The organism is Bowmanella yangjiangensis, assembly GCF_018531185.1.
Classification (GTDB): domain Bacteria; phylum Pseudomonadota; class Gammaproteobacteria; order Enterobacterales; family Alteromonadaceae; genus Bowmanella; species Bowmanella yangjiangensis.
Genome location: NZ_JAHDJU010000001.1, coordinates 1 through 19810 on the forward strand (window position 1 = coordinate 1; position 19810 = coordinate 19810).

The following is a 19810-nucleotide window of genomic DNA, read 5'->3' on the forward strand; positions in this document are numbered from 1 at the left end:
GAACCACCTGACTCCATTCCGAACTCAGAAGTGAAACGTAACAGCGGCGATGGTAGTGTGGGGTCTCCCCATGTGAGAGTAGCACACCGCCAGGCTCCCAATACGAAGAAGGGCTATCCGATTGGATGGCCCTTTTTTATTGTGCGCGATTTACCTTCAATCAACGCAGTTCACGTTGATTGCCACTCTCACAACCTTTAATGAAAGTCCCTGGACTTAACCCTGAGTTTATCCAATAAATGGCTTAGATCTTCTGGCTGCCAGTTTTTACTCCTTCTAGCAAAACCCTTAGTCTTGTAAATCTGCTGTGTTTAGTGTTGCAAAATTGCGCTGCTTAAGATTTCAATTCACCTGAAAAATATCAAAAAAGTAACAAAGTTATTGAATTTAAAGGGAAATATTGAACTAACGTCATATACAAATATGGCATTGGCCAAACTAGAATGTGGGTATATTAGGCCATGGGCGGAAGTAACACTGCTCCAAGCCTGAACGTAAATGTATTCACAGAGGTAATGGCAGATGTCAGGTACATCCAGAATCTTAAACTCCCAACTTAGTCAAAGAATCATGTCAGCTGAGCAAGCGGCTGAGCTTATCCCCCCCGGAGCAACCATTGGTATGAGTGGATTTACCGGGGCAGGTTACCCTAAGGCAGTGCCTAAAGCGTTAGCCGAACGTATTAGAAGGTTAAGAGACGCTGGTTCGCCGATGCGGGTAAATATCTGGACGGGAGCCTCTACGGCACCAGAGCTAGACGGTGCATTAGCTGAAGTTGATGGGATCAACATGCGTTTGCCTTTCCAATCCGATGCTGTATGTAGGAAGCAGATTAATGAGGGGCAGATGCAATATCTGGATATTCACCTATCCGAAGTTTCTCAATATGCTTGGTCGGGTTTTCTGGGCAAGCTTGACGTAGCGGTAATAGAAGTTGCAGCTGTGCTGGAAGACGGACGTCTAATACCGTCGTCTTCGATTGGCAATAATAAAACCTGGATTGAGCAAGCTGACAAAGTCATTTTAGAAGTGAATGACAAGCAAAGTCTTAAGATGGAAGGTATGCACGATGTTTACTACGGTACTGCTCTGCCCCCGAATCGCAAGCCTATTTTACTAACAGAGCCTAGTGACCGTATCGGGGAGCGTTATTTACATTGCCCTTTGGATAAGGTCATTGCCGTTGTAGAGACTTCGTCGTCTGACCGTAACTCAGCTTTTACTCCTCCTGATGAGACATCCGCACTTATCGCTGATCACATCCTTGATTTCTTCGCTCATGAAGTGAAAAAAGGGCGTTTGCCTGCACAACTGTTGCCCATTCAATCCGGTGTGGGAAATATCGCTAATGCGGTGTTAGAAGGGCTTAATAATGGCCCTTATAAAAACCTAAGTGCATTTACAGAAGTGATCCAGGATGGCATGTTGAAAATGCTTAAATCAGGCACATTGAAAGTTGCTTCGGCTACTGCGTTTTCCTTGAGTCCGGATGCACTAGATGAATTCAATAACAATATCGATTTCTATAAAGATAAGATTATCTTGCGACAGCAGGATATCAGTAACCACCCAGAGCTGGCGAGAAGGTTGGGGGTAATTGCTATGAATGGTCTGATCGAGGCAGATATCTACGGCAATGTTAACTCCACCCATATCATGGGAACCCGCATGATGAATGGCATCGGTGGGTCAGGAGACTTTGCCAGAAATGGTTATCTTTCTATCTTTATGACACCTTCCACCGCTAAGCAAGGTGCTATTTCGTCTATTGTCCCTATGGTCTCTCATGTCGACCACACCGAGCATGACGTCAAGATCATAGTAACAGAGCGGGGCCTGGCTGATCTGCGCGGATTGGCGCCTAAACAGCGTGCTAAGTGCATTATAGAAAACTGTGCACACCCGGAATTTAAGGACAGATTAATGGATTACTATGAGAGGGCCTGTGCAAGTGGTCGTGGTATGCATACACCTCATTTACTCGAAGAGGCCTTTAGCTGGCATGTAAATTTTGAACAGCATGGCAGGATGTAACGCAAGAGATTGAGAATATTTGAACACCAGGCTCGACCTAAAGGTAGGGGTTACTTAAACTAGCAAACCGATTATCAGAATGAATAAAGACGGTTGCTTTGGTTGATTTAACCCCCTTACATACCTTTGGCTTGCATGCACAGGCTCGCAACTTGTTGGTCGTTGACGATATCTCTCAACTAAGAGCTTTTGACGCTGAGCAATACTTCATCCTCGGCGAAGGCAGTAATACGGTTTTCCTTGAAGACTATCAAGGCTGTGTTGTTCAAGTCAGATTAACCGGTGTTGAGGTAAAAGAACGCGCTAGTTTCCACGAGGTAACGGTAGGTGCCGGAGAGAACTGGCACAAATTGGTGGTTAGCTTACTGGAAGCTGGAATTCATGGTGCTGAAAATCTCGCCTTGATACCTGGCACAGTAGGGGCCGCGCCAATTCAGAACATAGGCGCTTATGGTCGAGAGTTAGCTGACTTTTGCCATCAGGTTGAATGCGTGGATATCCGAACTGGTGAAATGCGTTGGCTTGACCGTGAGCAGTGTCTGTTTGGTTACCGTGACAGTGTGTTCAAGCAGCCTGACATGGCCTCTTGGCTAATTACCCAAGTCGTTTTCCGTTTCCCTAAAGAAGCCAAAGTGCAGGCTGAGTATGGTGAACTGAAGTCCCTTGGGACGGCTCCTACACCGCAGCAAGTATTCAATAAGGTCGTGGAAGTACGTCAACAAAAGTTACCTGATCCTGCAAAGTTGGGTAACGCAGGAAGCTTCTTTAAAAACCCTGTTATTAGCCATCAACATTATCTTTTATTAAAGGACAGCTGGGAGGATATTCCTGGTTTTCCTGTTGACGAATCTAATACCAAGATTCCCGCGGCATGGCTTATTGATAAGTTAGGCTTTAAAGGTAAACATGTCGGGGGAGTTGCTTGTCATGCTAATCAACCCTTAGTGCTGGTTAATCAGGGCGGAGGGACAGGGGAGGAGCTGCTTAGCTTAGCCCGACGTATTCGTGATGAAGTGCTGGGGCGTTTTTCCATTACTTTGGAAAATGAAGTAAGGCTGCTAGGTGCTGAAGGACTTGTCAGATTGTGACCGCGCATAGTGATGATAAACGCCACAAAATACTGGCTCAGTTGGCGGATGGACAGTTTCACTCCGGTGAAGACCTTGGCGCTTTGCTTGGTATTTCTCGGGCCGCCATCAGTAAGCATATTAAAGGTCTTGAATCCCTTGGATTAGAGATCTTCAGTGTCACAGGAAAGGGCTATCGTCTTTCCAATAGACTCAAACTTCTCGACATAAATTTAATCTCTGCGTTACGTGAGGGTTCTCAATCACCATTGCGAGTGTTGTCCGTTATAGACTCAACCAATAGCTATTTAAAATTGAATACTGATCTCCATCAAAATGGGGCGGCCTGTTTGGCTGAAGCACAAACTGCCGGACGAGGCCGTCAGGGGCGAAAGTGGCTGTCCCCCTTTGGAGCGAGTCTCTATTTGTCTATGTATTGGTCATTCATTGGTGGCTATCAGGCCATCGGCGGGCTGAGTTTGGTCATAGGTGTAGCCGTCGTTGAGGCTTTGGGTAAGTTGGGCATTGAAGGGTTGCAACTTAAATGGCCTAACGATATTTACCTGGAAGATAAGAAGTTGGGCGGTATCTTGGTTGAGGTGGAGGGGCAGATCAATGATCAGAGTCACTGCATTATTGGCATTGGCTTGAATGTGCAGTTGCCTGAGTCGGTGCACGAAGAGATTGACCAGCCTTACACAGATCTAACTCATTCGCTTGACCATGCCATTGATAGAAATCATTTGGCTGCTCTGGTGCTGGACTTACTTCAACAGCATTTGCATAGATTTGAAGCTGAAGGAATTTCGAGTTTTTTACCTCGATGGCAGGAGTTGAATCTCTTTAAGGATAAGCCCGTCCGGATGATATGTGGTACCAATGAATTTGAAGGAGTCTGTCTCGGGGTTAATCAAGATGGCGCATTATTGGTAAAGCTCGCCACTGGAACCCGGGCATTTTATGGGGGAGAAGTGAGTGTCAGAAGTCTCTCGCGTTAATTGGCTTTTCATTGACGCCGGTAATAGTTGTATAAAAGCGGCTAGCTACTCGGCAGGTGCTATGACAATGTTGGGGGTTATCGAATCTCATTGTCAACTTAGCAGTATATTGGCTCAGGTCGACGCAATATTGATAGCGTCGGTAGGTCAGCGGGATTGGGTGAACGAGCTGCAAGAGCGATGCCGCACTTTAAATGTGCCTTGTTTTGAGGTAGAGGTGAAACGCTCTTTCCTTGGCATAGAAAACCTTTATGAGAACATTCAACAAATGGGCTGTGATAGATGGTTGGCCGTCATTGGCGCATCAACATTAACCGATGGCCCTTTTGTGATCGCGGACTTTGGCACGGCCATTAATGTTGAGTTTGTAGACGAGCAACGAAACTATATTGGAGGCTGGATTGCACCTGGTATCCAGCTACTCTACAGCTCCTTATTTAAAGGAACTGATAAGGTAAAGGGGCAGTTAGGCCGATCACTGGACCTTAAGGCCGGTAAGAATACTCAAAAAGCCGTTGATAGCGGTTGTGCAGCCGCGGCGGCGGGTATTCTTACAATGGCAATCCAACAAGCTGAAGATTTGGGTGATAACCCGGTTATTTTCGTGTGTGGTGGTGATTTTGTCAGAATTGAGCAGCTTACCGATAAAAGAGTCCGTCATGAAAGCGCTTTGGTGTTCCTTGGCATGCAAGAATATGCCGAGCAAATTGCGCTGAAATGTGGCTGAACAATCACCAAAATGCAGCAAATATAAGCATTGGTGGCGATATTGTGAGCAAGCGGTGCGTAAATGGCATTTTTTTGCAAATTACCTGTTGCGTCCTCCAAAAGCTTCCTCTAGAATGCGCCCCACTTGATGCAGTGCCGGCTTAGCTCAGTTGGTAGAGCAACTGACTTGTAATCAGTAGGTCGCCAGTTCGATTCCGGCAGCCGGCACCATCAAAATTCGGAGGGGTTCCCGAGCGGCCAAAGGGATCAGACTGTAAATCTGACGGCTCAGCCTTCGCTGGTTCGAATCCAGCCCCCTCCACCACTTTAAAGGCATTGGCTATATTAGCGAGTGCCGGGCAAGCAAGGCGATGTATCCAGGCAAAGCCCAAAAATTCTTGGGATGAGGTGGCCTCAAGAGATCAGGATCGCGGGCATCGTATAATGGCTATTACCTCAGCCTTCCAAGCTGATGATGCGGGTTCGATTCCCGCTGCCCGCTCCAATAAAGTGCTGATATAGCTCAGTCGGTAGAGCGCACCCTTGGTAAGGGTGAGGTCGGCAGTTCGAATCTGCCTATCAGCACCACTTCTCTCCCCAGCTCATTCTGCGTTTAACCAAAGTAGCAGCCAACCTAAGCTGGGGGAATCATGGCAAAAGAAAAGTTTGAACGTACGAAACCGCACGTGAACGTAGGTACTATCGGCCACGTTGACCACGGTAAAACTACACTGACAGCAGCAATCACTACTGTATTGGCGAAGACCTACGGTGGTTCTGCGAAAGCATTCGACCAAATCGACAACGCGCCAGAAGAAAAGGCCCGCGGTATCACTATCTCTACGTCACACGTAGAATACGATACTCCTAGCCGTCACTACGCACACGTAGACTGTCCTGGACACGCTGACTATGTTAAGAACATGATCACCGGTGCAGCGCAGATGGACGGTGCGATTCTGGTAGTAGCGGCGACTGATGGTCCAATGCCACAGACGCGTGAGCACATCCTGTTAGGTCGTCAGGTAGGCGTACCTTACATCATCGTATTCATGAACAAATGTGACATGGTAGACGATGAAGAGCTGCTGGAACTGGTAGAAATGGAAGTACGTGAGCTGTTGTCAGCGTATGACTTCCCAGGTGATGACCTGCCGGTAATCCGTGGTTCAGCTCTGAAGGCGCTGGAAGGCGACGCAGAGTGGGAGAAGAAGATTGTAGAGCTGGGCGAAGCCCTGGACACTTACATCCCAGAGCCAGAGCGTGACATCGATAAGCCGTTCCTGCTGCCAATCGAAGACGTATTCTCTATCTCTGGTCGTGGTACTGTAGTAACAGGCCGTGTAGAGCGTGGTATTGTAAACACAGGTGACTCAGTAGAAATCGTAGGTATCAACCCTACCACTACTACTACAGTAACGGGTGTAGAGATGTTCCGTAAGCTGCTTGACGAAGGTCGTGCAGGTGAGAACATCGGTGCGCTGCTGCGTGGTACTAAGCGTGACGACGTAGAGCGTGGTCAAGTACTGTGTAAGCCTGGTTCAATCAAGCCACACACCAAGTTCGAAGCAGAAGTATACGTACTGAGCAAAGAAGAAGGTGGCCGTCACACGCCATTCTTCAAAGGCTACCGTCCACAGTTCTACTTCCGTACCACTGACGTAACTGGTTCAGTACAGTTGCCAGAAGGTGTAGAGATGGTAATGCCAGGCGACAACCTGAAGTTTGTTGTAGACCTGATTTGCCCAATCGCGATGGACGAAGGCTTGCGCTTCGCTATCCGTGAAGGTGGCCGTACCGTAGGTGCAGGCGTAGTATCTAAGATCCTTGAGTGATTTTAATTGCTTAAGTGATTGAAAAGGCTCCCTAGGGAGCCTTTTTTATTGCGTACTTTTAATAAGCATCTCAAATAATTCTGGAGTACGGCTTAATATTCCATGATTTATGCTGCCCTTATTTGTTCCCTGGCAAGGGATGAATCCTGACGGCTATGTCCTGTGGGGAGATGGAACTCGGGAAGCTTGTATAACGAGCATCAACAGGTATAATACCGCACCCTCCTTATGCTTGCTTAATATCTCCCTCTGATTAGAAAGATACGCTGCGTAAGTGGGATATAGGGGTGTAGTTCCAATTGGTAGAACAGCGGTCTCCAAAACCGATGGTTGGGGGTTCGAGTCCCTCCACCCCTGCCATATATATTGTCCCCGTGTTGTGGCGCGGGAAGCCAGTACATGCTGGCACTTGAAAGTTCAAGAGTTGTGCATATATGTAGCCAGACGGCCTGCAAAAAGCGCAGGGCGTAAACGAAGGTTTTGTACTTGCTGTACAAAACAGCTAATCGCAGTAATAGGTAAATTGCATGAGCGTCAATACAGAAAATACATCCGGTGCAATGGATTCGATCAAATGGGTACTCGTTATAGGCCTTTTGGCTGCAGCTATTGCAGGTAATTATGTCTATGAAGAACTGTCTGTGCTGATCCGTGCAGTTTCCATCATCGCCTTGGTTGTTATCGCTGGCTTTATTGCTGCGAAGACAGATAAGGGCGAGCGTTTTATGACTTTCGCTAAAGAATCTCGCATGGAAGTGCGTAAGGTTGTCTGGCCAACTCGTCAGGAAGCGACGCAGACAACAATGATCGTGCTGGTTGCTACTGTGATTGTGGCATTGGTACTGTGGGGCCTTGATGGCATTCTGGTACGTTTGGTTTCACTGGTAACCGGATTGGGAGTCTAAGATGGCCGATAAAAAATGGTATGTAGTACAAGCTTTCTCCGGTTTTGAAGGCCGAGTAAAGCAGTCTCTGAAAGAACATATCAAAATCCATAGTATGGAAGATTACTTTGGCGAGATCCTGGTTCCGACTGAAGAAGTCGTTGAAATGCGTGCTGGTCAAAAGCGTAAGAGCGAGCGTAAGTTTTTCCCCGGCTATGTATTGGTCGAAATGGAAATGAACGAAGACTCTTGGCACTTGGTAAAAAGTGTCCCCCGCGTATTAGGTTTTATCGGCGGCACTTCAGATCGCCCCGCGCCTATCAGCAAGCGTGAAGCGGACGCCATTCTTAACCGTCTGCAGGAATCTGTTGATAAACCTAAGCCTAAGACGTTGTTCGAACCCGGTGAAGTGGTCCGCGTAAACGACGGTCCTTTCGCAGACTTCAATGGTGTAGTTGAAGAGGTCGATTACGAAAAGAGCCGCCTGAAAGTGTCTGTATTGATCTTCGGTCGTTCTACACCGGTTGAACTGGAATTCGGTCAAGTAGAAAAAGGCTAATCCGGTTTTTCTCTTGATGGGTGAGCCCATCAACTGAATATTCATTCCCCAAGCTGAAAATTGCGCAATTTGCAAGTTTCGGCTTGAACCGGGCTGTAGATTAAAATATAATCCGCAGCCCTTTTTATTGAACGGGGAGCCGTTTGAGTAAGCATCCTCAATGCTTACGAGGCGTTATACCCACTTTAGAGGTTAAAAACATGGCAAAGAAAGTTAAAGGCTTGATTAAGCTTCAGGTCGCTGCGGGTGCTGCAAACCCCAGCCCACCAGTTGGTCCTGCACTGGGTCAACATGGTGTAAACATCATGGAATTCTGTAAAGCGTTCAACGCCAGAACAGAAAGCCTGGACAAGGGTGCTCCTACCCCTGTTGTGATTACTGTTTATGAAGACCGTTCATTTACTTTTGAGACTAAGACTCCTCCAGCATCTTATTTGCTGAAGAAAGCGGCTGGTCTGAAGAGTGGTTCTGCCCGTCCTAATACAGATAAAGTTGGCAAGGTTACCCGTGCTCAACTGGAAGAAATCGCCAAAACTAAAGAGCCTGATCTGACGGCCGGTGATTTGGAAGCAGCTGTACGTACTATCGCAGGTTCTGCGCGTAGTATGGGTCTGGTAGTAGAGGGCTAATCAAATGGCTAAATTGACTAAACGCATGCGCGTCATCAAAGAAAAAGTTGACGCAACTAAAGAATATGAAATCAACGATGCCGTTGCTCTTCTGAAGGAACTGGCCACTGCCAAGTTTGCAGAAAGCGTTGACGTAGCAATCAACTTGGGTGTTGACCCGCGTAAATCTGATCAGAACGTACGTGGTGCTACTGTACTGCCTCACGGTACTGGTAAAGACGTGCGCGTAGCAGTATTTACTCAGGGCGCAAACGCCGAAGCAGCTAAAGCTGCTGGTGCAGACATCGTTGGTATGGACGACCTGGCTGAGCAAGTTAAGAAAGGCGAGATGCCTTTCGATGTTGTTATCGCCTCTCCAGATGCAATGCGCGTTGTAGGTACTTTAGGTCAGATCTTGGGTCCTCGCGGCCTGATGCCTAACCCTAAGACTGGTACTGTGACTCCTGACGTAGTAACTGCGGTTAAGAACGCTAAAGCTGGTCAGGTTCGTTATCGTAACGATAAGAACGGTATCATTCACGCCAGTATTGGTAAGATTGGCTTCGAAGCCAACCAAATCAAAGAGAACCTTGAGTCTCTGCTAGATGCCCTGAAGAAGGCTAAGCCTTCTACTGCCAAGGGTACCTATGTGAAGAAAGTTAGCCTGAGCACCACTATGGGCGCAGGCGTGGCTATCGACCAAACCAGTCTGGCTGGTTAATTCGATAGTTGAAGGTTATGGGTTGGAGCCTCAACGAGGCTTCCGTCCAAGACCGCAGGCGCGAACTCGGGTTTCCGGGGACGCTTAATCTAACAGCCTGCGCAGACGGTGAAGACCCCAGAAGAACTTAGATTCTCTGGTTTTTCACCGTAAATCGCGAGTTGGCATCCGCCAACTATGTGTAGGAAACCAGACGTAAGTCTGGATGAACCAGGAGTTAAGAGCCAATGGCTATTAAGCTTGAAGACAAAAAAGCAATTGTTGCTGAAGTCAATGAAGCTGCCAAAGGTGCTTTATCTGCGGTAGTCGCAGACGCTCGTGGTGTCACTGTAGGCAAAATCACAGCTTTGCGTAAGCAAGCTCGTGAAGCCGGTGTATGGATGAAAGTTGTCCGTAACACTTTGGCACGCCGTGCAGTAGATGGCACTGAATTCGAGTGTCTGAAAGATGTATTCGTAGGTCCGACTGTTATTGCCTTTTCTAAAGAGCACCCAGGTGCTGCGGCGCGTATCTTTAAAGATTTCGCCAAAGACAATAAACAGTTCGAACTGAAAGGTGCGGCTTTCAATGGCGAAACCGTTGACTTCGAACTGCTTGCCACGTTGCCAACATACGACGAAGCAATTGCACGTTTGATGAGCACCATGAAGGAAGCTGCAGCTGGCAAACTTGTTCGCACAATTGCTGCGGTTCGCGACCAGAAACAAGAGCAAGCTGCCTAATTTTATTAGCGGCTTGATTAAGAGTTTAATCGGGAATTTTCCCCTTAATTTAGGAATCTGAGAAATGTCAGTGACTAAAGAGCAAATCATCGACGCTATCGCTGAAATGTCTGTAATGGACGTTGTTGAGCTGGTAGCTGCCATGGAAGAAAAATTCGGCGTATCTGCTGCCGCTGCCGTAGCTGTTGCTGCTGGTCCTGCTGCTGCTGTTGAAGAGAAGACTGAGTTCGACGTAATTCTGGCTGAAATTGGTGGCAACAAAGTTGCTGTTATCAAAGCCGTACGTGGTGCAACCGGTCTGGGTCTGAAAGAAGCCAAAGACATGGTAGAAGCTGCTCCTAAAGCCATCAAAGAAGGCGTGAGCAAAGAAGAAGCTGAAGCACTGAAGAAAGAGCTTGAAGAAGCTGGTGCTAAAGTTGAGGTTAAATAATCTGTCTGTGGACAGATTATTTGCCTGATTTCAGGCAAAGGCTGGTGATCATTTGATCACCAGCCTTTTTGCGCTGTAGGATAGTCACTTACACCGTTTCTTGACTGTCTATTTATTGCGCACAGGATTGTTCATTGGCATCCCATTAATTTGCTGTTTTAACAGCATGTTGATTGATACGGTGTTCATCCTCGAAACGGTGCTGGAAGTTTGTCTATTGCTCATTTTCATGTGAGTGCAGTAAAGGCAAGTTGGGTCAAAAATCAGCAGGCTGAGGAACCCATGGTTTACTCTTATAGCGAAAAGAAACGTATTCGTAAGAATTTTGGCAAACGCCCGCAGGTATTGGAAATACCTTATCTTCTGTCAATCCAACTAGATTCTTTCAAGAAATTCATCGAGATTGATGCCGAAGGCCAATACGGTTTGGAAGCAGCATTCCGTTCAGTATTTCCAATCAAAAGTTATTCAGGTAACTCTGAATTACAGTATGTGAGCTACCGTTTAGGTGAACCGGTTTTTGACGTCAAAGAATGTCAAATTCGCGGTGTAACATACTCGGCACCTCTGCGGGTCAAGTTGCGTCTGGTGTTGTTCGATAGAGAAGCAGCGCCTGGCACAGTAAAAGATATTAAAGAACAAGAAGTCTATATGGGCGAAATACCGCTCATGACTGAAAACGGTACTTTTGTTATTAACGGTACCGAGCGTGTTATCGTTTCTCAGCTGCATCGCTCACCTGGCGTGTTCTTTGATCACGACAAAGGTAAGACCCACTCTTCCGGTAAGGTATTGTATAACGCGCGCGTTATTCCTTACCGTGGCTCTTGGCTGGACTTTGAATTCGATCCTAAGGACAACCTGTTTGTCCGTATCGACCGTCGTCGCAAATTACCTGCGACCATTATCCTGCGTGCATTGGATATGGGTACGGAAGAGATCCTGGGTCTGTTCTTTGAAAAGAACCAAGTTCGCATTGCTGCAGATCGCCTGATGATGGACGTTGTGCCAGACCGCTTGCGTGGTGAAGTGGCACAGTTCGACATTATGGATAAAGAAGGCAACGTGCTGGTTGAATCCGGACGTCGTATTTCTGCTCGCCATACTCGCCAGTTGGAAAAAGCCAACATCACTGAGTTGGAAGTTCCGCCTCAATATCTGGTTGGTAAAGTGGTTGCACGTAACTATGTTAACGAAGCAACAGGTGAGCTGGTTGTCGGCGCTAACGAAGAGTTAACGCTGGAAAGCTTGCTGGCGCTCAAAAAAGCCGGATTCGAAAGCTTCGAGACACTGTACATCAACGAGCTGGACCACGGTTCATACATCTCCGATACCATTCGCATCGATTCAAGCAGCAACCGACTGGAAGCGCTGGTAGAAATCTATCGTATGATGCGTCCTGGTGAGCCGCCGACAAAAGATGCGGCCGAGACCTTGTTTGATAACCTGTTCTTCTCTGACGACCGATACGATTTGTCTTCTGTTGGTCGTATGAAGTTCAACCGCCGCTTAGGTCGTGAAGAGCTGACCGGTGAAGGTACTCTGGATAAAGCTGACATCGTTGCGGTGATGAAGCAATTAATTGCTATCCGTGACGGTAAAGACGAGGTCGATGATATCGACCACTTGGGTAACCGTCGTATTCGTAGCGTTGGTGAAATGGCCGAAAACCAGTTCCGTGTAGGTCTGGTTCGTGTTGAACGTGCAGTGAAAGAGCGTTTGAGCCTGGGTGACCTGGACAACGTGATGCCGCAGGATCTGATCAACGCCAAGCCGATTTCTGCCGCGGTGAAAGAGTTCTTCGGTTCATCTCAGTTGTCTCAGTTTATGGATCAGAACAACCCGCTGTCAGAAGTAACGCACAAACGTCGTATTTCTGCTTTGGGCCCAGGCGGTCTGACCCGTGAACGCGCAGGCTTCGAAGTACGTGACGTACACGTTACCCATTATGGTCGTGTTTGTCCCATCGAAACACCTGAAGGTCCAAACATCGGTTTGATCAACTCTTTGTCAACCTATGCGCGTACCAACGATTTTGGTTTCCTGGAAACGCCTTATCGTAAGATTGTCGACGGTATCGTCACTGACGAAATAGAATACCTGTCTGCTATCGAAGAAGGTCAGCATGCTATCGCTCAGGCGAATGCCGAGTTGGATGACGAAGGTCACCTGGCAGACGAATTGGTATCTTGCCGTTTCCGTGGTGAATTCACCCTGATGCCGGCGGCCGATGTTAAGTATATGGACGTTTCTCCTCAACAGATCGTATCTGTTGCTGCCAGCATCATTCCGTTCCTGGAGCACGACGATGCTAACCGTGCCTTGATGGGCGCGAACATGCAACGTCAGGCCGTTCCTACCCTGCGCGCTGAAAAGCCACTGGTCGGTACCGGCATGGAGAAAACCATCGCTGTTGACTCAGGTGTAACTGTGGTTGCCAAGCGCGGTGGTGTGGTGGATTACGTTGATGCCAGCCGTATCGTTATCAAGGTTAATGAAGAAGAGACCTTTGCCGGCGAAGCGGGTATCGACATTTATAACCTGACTAAGTACACGCGTTCTAACCAGAACACTTGTATTAACCAGAAGCCCACCTGTAAGGTTGGTGAGCCAATTGTTGCCGGTGATGTTCTGGCAGACGGCCCGTCTACTGATTTGGGTGAATTGGCGCTGGGTCAGAATATGCGTATCGCCTTCATGCCTTGGAATGGTTACAACTTCGAAGACTCGATTTTGTTATCTGAGCGCGTGGTTCAGGAAGATCGCTTCACCACTATCCACATTCAGGAACTGAGCTGTATTGCTCGTGACACCAAGTTGGGGCCGGAGGAAATTACTGCCGATATCCCTAACGTCGGTGAGTCTGCCCTGGGCAAACTGGATGAATCTGGTGTTGTTTATATCGGTGCTGAAGTAAAAGGCGGCGATATTCTGGTGGGTAAAGTAACACCTAAAGGTGAAACCCAGCTGACGCCAGAGGAAAAACTGTTACGCGCTATCTTCGGTGAGAAAGCCTCTGATGTTAAGGACACCTCCTTGCGTGTACCTAACAGCGTGCATGGTACCGTTATTGACGTACAAGTCTTTACCCGTGACGGCGTAGAAAAAGACAAACGTGCCATCGAAATCGAAGACATGCAGTTACGTCAGGTTAAGAAAGACTTGTCTGACGAATTCAACATCCTAGCCGATGGTATTTTCTCTCGTGCACGTAACCTGCTGATCAACAGCGGTGTTGCTGACAGCAAGCTGGACAGCCTGCCACGTGAGAAATGGTTTGATTTGACTCTGAAGGATGAAGACGCGCAAAACGGTCTGGACCAGATTGCTGAGCAGTATGGTGAGATCAAAGATGACTTCGATAAGAAGTTTGAAGTTAAGCGTCGTAAGATTACTCAGGGTGATGATCTGGCCCCTGGCGTGCTGAAAATTGTTAAGGTTTACTTAGCGGTTAAACGCATGATCCAGCCTGGTGACAAGATGGCTGGTCGTCATGGTAACAAGGGTGTTATCTCGACCATTATGCCTGTTGAAGACATGCCTTATGATGAGCACGGTCAACCTGTTGATATCGTGTTGAACCCATTGGGCGTACCTTCTCGTATGAACATCGGTCAGGTTCTGGAAACCCACTTGGGTATGGCAGCACACGGCATTGGTGCCAAGATCGACCGCATGATCAAAGAAGAGCAGGAAAAAGCCAAGCTGCGTAGCTTTATCAAAGAAGTCTACGATCTGGGTGAGTCTCATCAGAAAGTGGATATCGACAGCTTCAGCGACGATGAAATCGAGCGTTTGGCTGGTAACCTGCGTAAAGGTCTACCTATTGCTACGCCTGTGTTCGACGGTGCCAATGAAGCAGAAATTAAGCAGATGCTGAAGCTGGCTGACATCCCTGAAGATGGTCAGATCAGACTGTATGACGGTCGTACCGGTCGCGCCTTCGAGCGTAAGGTAACGGTCGGCTACATGTATATGCTGAAACTGAACCACTTGGTTGACGACAAGATGCATGCCCGTTCCACCGGTTCTTACAGCCTGGTTACTCAGCAGCCGCTGGGTGGTAAGGCACAGTTCGGTGGCCAGCGTTTCGGGGAGATGGAAGTGTGGGCATTGGAAGCATACGGTGCCGCTTACACTCTGCAAGAAATGCTGACGGTCAAGTCCGACGATGTGAATGGTCGTACCAAAATGTATAAGAACATTGTGGACGGCGACCATCGTATGGAACCTGGAATGCCGGAATCCTTCAACGTATTACTGAAGGAAATTCGCTCTCTGGGTATCAACATCGAGTTGGAAGAGAATTAATCCGACCAGGGTATTTAGGGCATGTGGGGAGCCCGATGGCTCCCCAAGGTTAATGACTCCGCAGGGAGAAAATCGTGAAAGATTTATTGAAGTTTCTGAAGCAGCAGAATAAGACCGAAGAGTTCGACAATATCCGAATCGGTCTGGCTTCACCGGACATGATCCGTTCTTGGTCTTATGGCGAAGTGAAGAAGCCAGAGACCATCAACTATCGTACTTTCAAGCCAGAGCGTGATGGCTTGTTTTGTGCGCGTATCTTTGGTCCGGTTAAAGACTATGAGTGCTTGTGTGGTAAGTACAAGCGCCTTAAGCATCGCGGTGTAATCTGTGAGAAGTGTGGCGTTGAAGTTACCCTGACCAAAGTACGTCGTGAGCGTATGGGGCACATTGAACTGGCCAGCCCGGTTGCGCATATTTGGTTCCTCAAATCACTGCCGTCCCGTATTGGTTTGATGCTGGATATGACCTTGCGTGATATCGAGCGCGTACTTTACTTCGAAAGCTATGTGGTGACTGAACCCGGTATGACAACGCTGGAGCGTTCACAGCTTCTGACCGAAGAAGAATACCTGGATGCGTTGGAAGAGCACGGCGACGAGTTTGAAGCCAAGATGGGTGCCGAAGCGGTATTCGATCTGCTTAAAGCACTGAACGTTGACGGCGATGTTGCTTCCATGCGTGAAGAGTTGCCAAGCATCAACTCTGAAACCAAGAAGAAAAAGATCACTAAGCGTCTGAAATTGCTGGAGTCTTTCCAGGCTTCTGGTAACCGCCCAGAGTGGATGATCCTGACTGTTCTGCCTGTGCTGCCACCGGACCTGCGTCCTTTGGTACCACTGGATGGCGGCCGTTTTGCGACCTCTGATCTGAACGATTTGTATCGCCGCGTGATCAACCGTAACAACCGTCTGAAGCGCCTGCTGGATCTGGCTGCGCCTGATATCATCGTACGTAACGAAAAGCGTATGTTGCAGGAAGCCGTGGACGCGTTGCTTGACAACGGTCGTCGTGGTCGTGCTATCACAGGTTCCAATAAGCGTCCTCTGAAATCTCTTGCCGACATGATTAAAGGTAAGCAAGGTCGTTTCCGTCAGAACCTGTTGGGTAAGCGTGTTGACTACTCTGGCCGTTCAGTTATTACCGTAGGTCCAACTCTGCGCCTGCATCAGTGCGGTCTGCCTAAGAAAATGGCACTGGAACTATTCAAACCTTTCATCTACGGCAAGCTGGAAGGTCGCGGCCTGGCTACGACTATTAAAGCTGCCAAGAAGATGGTTGAGCGCGAAGCGCCAGAGGTTTGGGACGTACTTGACGAAGTTATCCGTGAGCACCCTGTCTTATTGAACCGTGCACCGACTTTGCACCGTTTGGGTATTCAAGCCTTTGAACCTACCCTGATCGAAGGTAAAGCGATTCAGTTGCACCCCTTGGTGTGTGCGGCCTATAACGCCGACTTCGACGGTGACCAAATGGCCGTCCACGTACCACTGACCATCGAAGCGCAGTTGGAAGCTCGTGCGCTGATGATGTCTACCAACAACATCCTGTCGCCAGCCAACGGTGAACCTATCATCGTACCTTCACAGGACGTGGTACTGGGTCTGTACTACATGACCCGTGACCGTGTGAATGGCAAAGGCGAAGGCATGGTGTTCAAGAACGCTCACGAAGCCGAGAAAGCCTACCGCACTGAAGTTGCGGAGCTGCACGCGCGCGTGAAAGTTCGAATCAAAGAATTTGAAGTTGACGAAGCAGGTAACAAAACCGAGAAAGTGACACTGACCGACACTACTGTTGGCCGTGCTATTTTGTCTCTGATTCTGCCACAGGGTTTGCCGTTTGAGCTGATCAACCAAGCCATGGGTAAGAAGCAGATTTCTCGTCTGTTGAACGCCTGTTACCGTACGCTGGGTCTGAAGCATACCGTTATTGCTGCTGACCAAATCATGTACACAGGTTTCCATTACGCGATGATCGCTGGTGCCTCTATCGGTATCGACGACATGGTAATCCCTGATGAGAAAGCCCAGATTATCGATGCTGCCGAAGCGGAAGTTGCCGAGATCCAGGACCAGTTCCAGTCAGGTTTGGTAACAGCCGGTGAGCGTTACAACAAGGTTATCGACATTTGGTCTGCGGCTAACGAGCGCGTGTCCAAGGCGATGATGGACAACCTGAAGACTGAAACTGTTATTAACCGTGACGGTGAAGAAGAGCAGCAACCCTCATTTAACTCTGTGTTTATGATGGCGGACTCCGGTGCCCGGGGTAGTGCAGCTCAGATTCGTCAGTTGGCTGGTATGCGTGGTCTGATGGCGAAGCCAGATGGCTCAATCATCGAAACCCCAATTACGGCAAACTTCCGTGAAGGTCTAAACGTACTTCAGTACTTTATCTCTACCCACGGTGCACGTAAGGGTCTTGCAGATACGGCCTTGAAGACAGCTAACTCAGGTTACCTGACCCGTCGTCTGGTTGACGTTGCGCAGGATCTGGTTATCAACAATGACGACTGCGGCACGTTCGAAGGGGTTAAGATGACTCCGTTGATCGAAGGTGGTGACGTAGTAGAACCATTGCGCGAGCGCGTACTGGGTCGTGTTGTCGCTGAAGACGTGCTGATCCCTGGTACTGCCGAGGTACTGGTAGAGCGCAACATGATGCTGGACGAAGCATTGGTAGACTTGCTTGAGTCTCACTCTGTTGACCAGGTTATCGTTCGCTCTGTAATTACCTGTGAGAATGACTTTGGTGTGTGTGCCAAGTGTTACGGCCGTGATTTGGCCCGTGGTCACTTGGTCGGTATCGGTGAAGCTGTGGGCGTTATCGCTGCTCAGTCAATCGGTGAGCCAGGTACACAGTTAACCATGCGTACGTTCCACATCGGTGGTGCGGCTTCAAGAGCCTCTGCCGAGAACAGCGTGCAAGTGAAAACTACCGGTAGTCTGAAGTTGCATAACGCCAAGTATGTGCGTAACGCTGATGACAAAGTGGTTATCGTTTCTCGCTCCACCGAGATCACAATTATTGATGATCAAGGTCGTGAGAAAGAGCGTTATAAAGTGCCTTACGGTGCGGTATTGTCTGTGGATGATGGTGCAAAAGTGGCAGCGGGTGACATTGTTGCCAACTGGGATCCACACTCACACCCAATCATTACTGAGCGCCAGGCTAAGATCAGTTTTGCTGACGTAGACGACAGTAACACTGAGATGCAGCAGGACGAACTGACCGGTTTGACTCGTATCGTGGTTAAAGACCTGTCCAAGTTCAATGCGAAAGAGCCTAAGCTGATTCTGGAAAGTGCTGAAACCGGCCTGCAGGAAATCCGTCTGCCGAGCTTTACCACTATTGAAGCCGCTGACGGTTCTGTGGCTAAAGCGGGTGATGTACTGGCGCGCATTCCTCAGGAAAGCTCGAAGACACGCGACATTACGGGTGGTCTGCCACGCGTAGCTGACTTGTTCGAAGCGCGTAAGCCGAAAGAGCCAGCTATCCTGGCCGAGGTTTCCGGTACCATTAACTTCGGTAAGGAAACCAAAGGCAAGAAGCGTTTGGTCATCGTGCCTGAGCAAGGTGAAGCCTATGAGGAAATGATTCCTAAGTGGCGCCAGCTGAACGTGTTTGAAGGTGAAAGAGTGGAGCGCGGTGAAGTTATCTCCGACGGTCCAGAGTCACCTCACGATATCCTGCGCCTGCGCGGTATCAGTGCGGTTTCTAACTATATCGTGAACGAAGTGCAGGACGTTTATCGTCTGCAGGGTGTAAAGATCAACGATAAGCACATCGAAGTGGTTATTCGCCAGATGCTGCGTAAGTGTTTGATCACCCACCCAGGCGACAGCCTGTTCCTGGAAGGTGAACAGGTTGAAGTATCCAATGTGAAAATTGCCAACCGTCAGCTGGAAAAACAGGGTAAATTCCCTGCCCAGTACGAAACGCAGTTGTTGGGTATTACTAAAGCCTCACTGTCTACCGAATCGTTTATTTCTGCTGCGTCGTTCCAGGAAACAACGCGCGTACTGACCGAAGCGGCAGTACAAGGCAAGGAAGACGATCTGCGTGGTCTGAAAGAAAACGTTATCGTTGGTCGACTGATTCCTGCTGGTACCGGCTTTGCCTACCACCAGAAACGTCAGCGCAGAAGAGTCGAGTCCTTGACTGTGGAAGATCCTTCTGTATCTGCAGCTCAAGCTGAACAGGCATTGTCTGAAGCGTTGAATGCAGAAGTCGGCAACGACGAGTCCGAAGACTAAGCGTTAGCCAAGCCGGACTAAGTCCGGCTTGGGTTGACAGGTTAATCTTTGGTCTATAGAATTCCGCGACCCTTTTTTAGGGTTGCGGTTTTTTATTTGCATGGAAGTGAATAGGCTGCGAGGCAGGATGGCCAATTGCAGCAACACGGGAGCAAATCATCGGCTAAGCTGAATGATTGGTAACCGTTTTTGATTTTTCAGTAGTAGTTATTTTTATCAGGAGCTAGTTAATGGCAACAGTTAACCAGTTGGTGCGTAAGCCCCGCGCAAAGGTCGCTGAAAAAAGCAATGTACCTGCGCTGCAAGCTTGCCCACAACGACGTGGTGTATGTACTCGCGTATATACCACCACTCCTAAGAAACCGAACTCTGCATTGCGTAAAGTATGCCGTGTTCGTCTGACTAACGGTTTCGAAGTCAGCTCATACATCGGTGGTGAAGGTCACAACCTGCAAGAGCACAGCGTTGTACTGATCCGTGGCGGTCGTGTTAAAGACCTGCCAGGTGTTCGCTACCACACTGTTCGCGGTACTTTGGACTGCGCCGGTGTTAACGCTCGTAAGCAAGCCCGTTCTAAGTACGGCGCGAAAAGGCCCAAGTCCTAACGGTTCTCCGTTTAGTAAGGCCAAACTGTAGTAATTATTGAGAGTTTTGGGTAATTCCTGAATTCAACGGAG

General features: G+C 48.6%; 14 protein-coding genes, 5 tRNA genes and 1 rRNA gene. All 20 read left to right on the forward strand.

The window, feature by feature from the left end; all coding sequences use genetic code 11:
- Positions 1-95, forward strand: a 5S ribosomal RNA gene (gene rrf, locus KJY73_RS00005); the annotation flags it as partial.
- 427 nt (positions 96-522) lie between these two features.
- Entirely contained in the window at positions 523-2034 is a 1512-nt protein-coding gene (locus KJY73_RS00010; RefSeq protein WP_214339008.1) for an acetyl-CoA hydrolase/transferase family protein, read from the forward strand.
- Between the two features lie 98 nt (positions 2035-2132).
- Positions 2133-3122: a UDP-N-acetylmuramate dehydrogenase gene (gene murB / locus KJY73_RS00015; RefSeq protein ID WP_206596326.1), complete on the forward strand. Its 990-nt coding sequence runs from the start codon at positions 2133-2135 to the stop codon at positions 3120-3122.
- Entirely contained in the window at positions 3119-4099 is a 981-nt protein-coding gene (gene birA / locus KJY73_RS00020) for a bifunctional biotin--[acetyl-CoA-carboxylase] ligase/biotin operon repressor BirA (protein WP_214339017.1), read from the forward strand. Before murB ends, birA begins: the two co-directional genes overlap by 4 nt.
- Positions 4077-4826: a type III pantothenate kinase gene (locus tag KJY73_RS00025; protein WP_214339019.1), complete on the forward strand. Its 750-nt coding sequence runs from the start codon at positions 4077-4079 to the stop codon at positions 4824-4826. The genes birA and KJY73_RS00025 overlap by 23 nt, the downstream gene beginning before the upstream one ends.
- A 136-nt stretch (positions 4827-4962) precedes the next feature.
- A tRNA-Thr gene (locus KJY73_RS00030) sits at positions 4963-5038 on the forward strand.
- A 9-nt stretch (positions 5039-5047) separates the two neighbouring features.
- Positions 5048-5132: transfer RNA gene (locus tag KJY73_RS00035), tRNA-Tyr, on the forward strand.
- A 105-nt stretch (positions 5133-5237) separates the two neighbouring features.
- A tRNA-Gly gene (locus KJY73_RS00040) sits at positions 5238-5312 on the forward strand.
- Between the two features lie 7 nt (positions 5313-5319).
- Positions 5320-5395: transfer RNA gene (locus tag KJY73_RS00045), tRNA-Thr, on the forward strand.
- Positions 5396-5457: 62 nt separating this feature from the next.
- Positions 5458-6642: an elongation factor Tu gene (tuf, locus tag KJY73_RS00050; protein WP_214339021.1), complete on the forward strand. Its 1185-nt coding sequence runs from the start codon at positions 5458-5460 to the stop codon at positions 6640-6642.
- A gap of 283 nt (positions 6643-6925) precedes the next feature.
- Positions 6926-7002: transfer RNA gene (locus KJY73_RS00055), tRNA-Trp, on the forward strand.
- 167 nt (positions 7003-7169) lie between these two features.
- A complete protein-coding gene (gene secE, locus KJY73_RS00060; protein ID WP_206596324.1) occupies positions 7170-7547 on the forward strand; it encodes a preprotein translocase subunit SecE in 378 nt (125 codons plus the stop codon).
- A 1-nt stretch (position 7548) separates the two neighbouring features.
- A complete protein-coding gene (nusG, locus tag KJY73_RS00065; protein ID WP_206596323.1) occupies positions 7549-8085 on the forward strand; it encodes a transcription termination/antitermination protein NusG in 537 nt (178 codons plus the stop codon).
- Positions 8086-8285: 200 nt separating this feature from the next.
- A complete protein-coding gene (gene rplK / locus KJY73_RS00070) occupies positions 8286-8714 on the forward strand; it encodes a 50S ribosomal protein L11 (protein ID WP_206596322.1) in 429 nt (142 codons plus the stop codon).
- Positions 8715-8718: 4 nt separating this feature from the next.
- Positions 8719-9414 (forward strand): 50S ribosomal protein L1, encoded by a 696-nt coding sequence (gene rplA / locus KJY73_RS00075; protein ID WP_206596321.1) that lies wholly within the window; start codon positions 8719-8721, stop codon positions 9412-9414.
- A 227-nt stretch (positions 9415-9641) separates the two neighbouring features.
- Positions 9642-10136 (forward strand): 50S ribosomal protein L10, encoded by a 495-nt coding sequence (gene rplJ / locus KJY73_RS00080; protein ID WP_206596320.1) that lies wholly within the window; start codon positions 9642-9644, stop codon positions 10134-10136.
- Positions 10137-10200: 64 nt separating this feature from the next.
- A complete protein-coding gene (rplL, locus tag KJY73_RS00085; RefSeq protein WP_206596319.1) occupies positions 10201-10566 on the forward strand; it encodes a 50S ribosomal protein L7/L12 in 366 nt (121 codons plus the stop codon).
- A 282-nt stretch (positions 10567-10848) separates the two neighbouring features.
- Entirely contained in the window at positions 10849-14877 is a 4029-nt protein-coding gene (gene rpoB, locus KJY73_RS00090) for a DNA-directed RNA polymerase subunit beta (protein WP_214343140.1), read from the forward strand.
- Positions 14878-14951: 74 nt separating this feature from the next.
- Complete coding sequence (rpoC, locus tag KJY73_RS00095) at positions 14952-19133, forward strand: DNA-directed RNA polymerase subunit beta' (protein WP_214339024.1); 4182 nt, start codon at positions 14952-14954, stop codon at positions 19131-19133.
- 230 nt (positions 19134-19363) lie between these two features.
- Complete coding sequence (rpsL, locus tag KJY73_RS00100; RefSeq protein ID WP_102798949.1) at positions 19364-19738, forward strand: 30S ribosomal protein S12; 375 nt, start codon at positions 19364-19366, stop codon at positions 19736-19738.
- Positions 19739-19810: the final 72 nt, after the last annotated feature.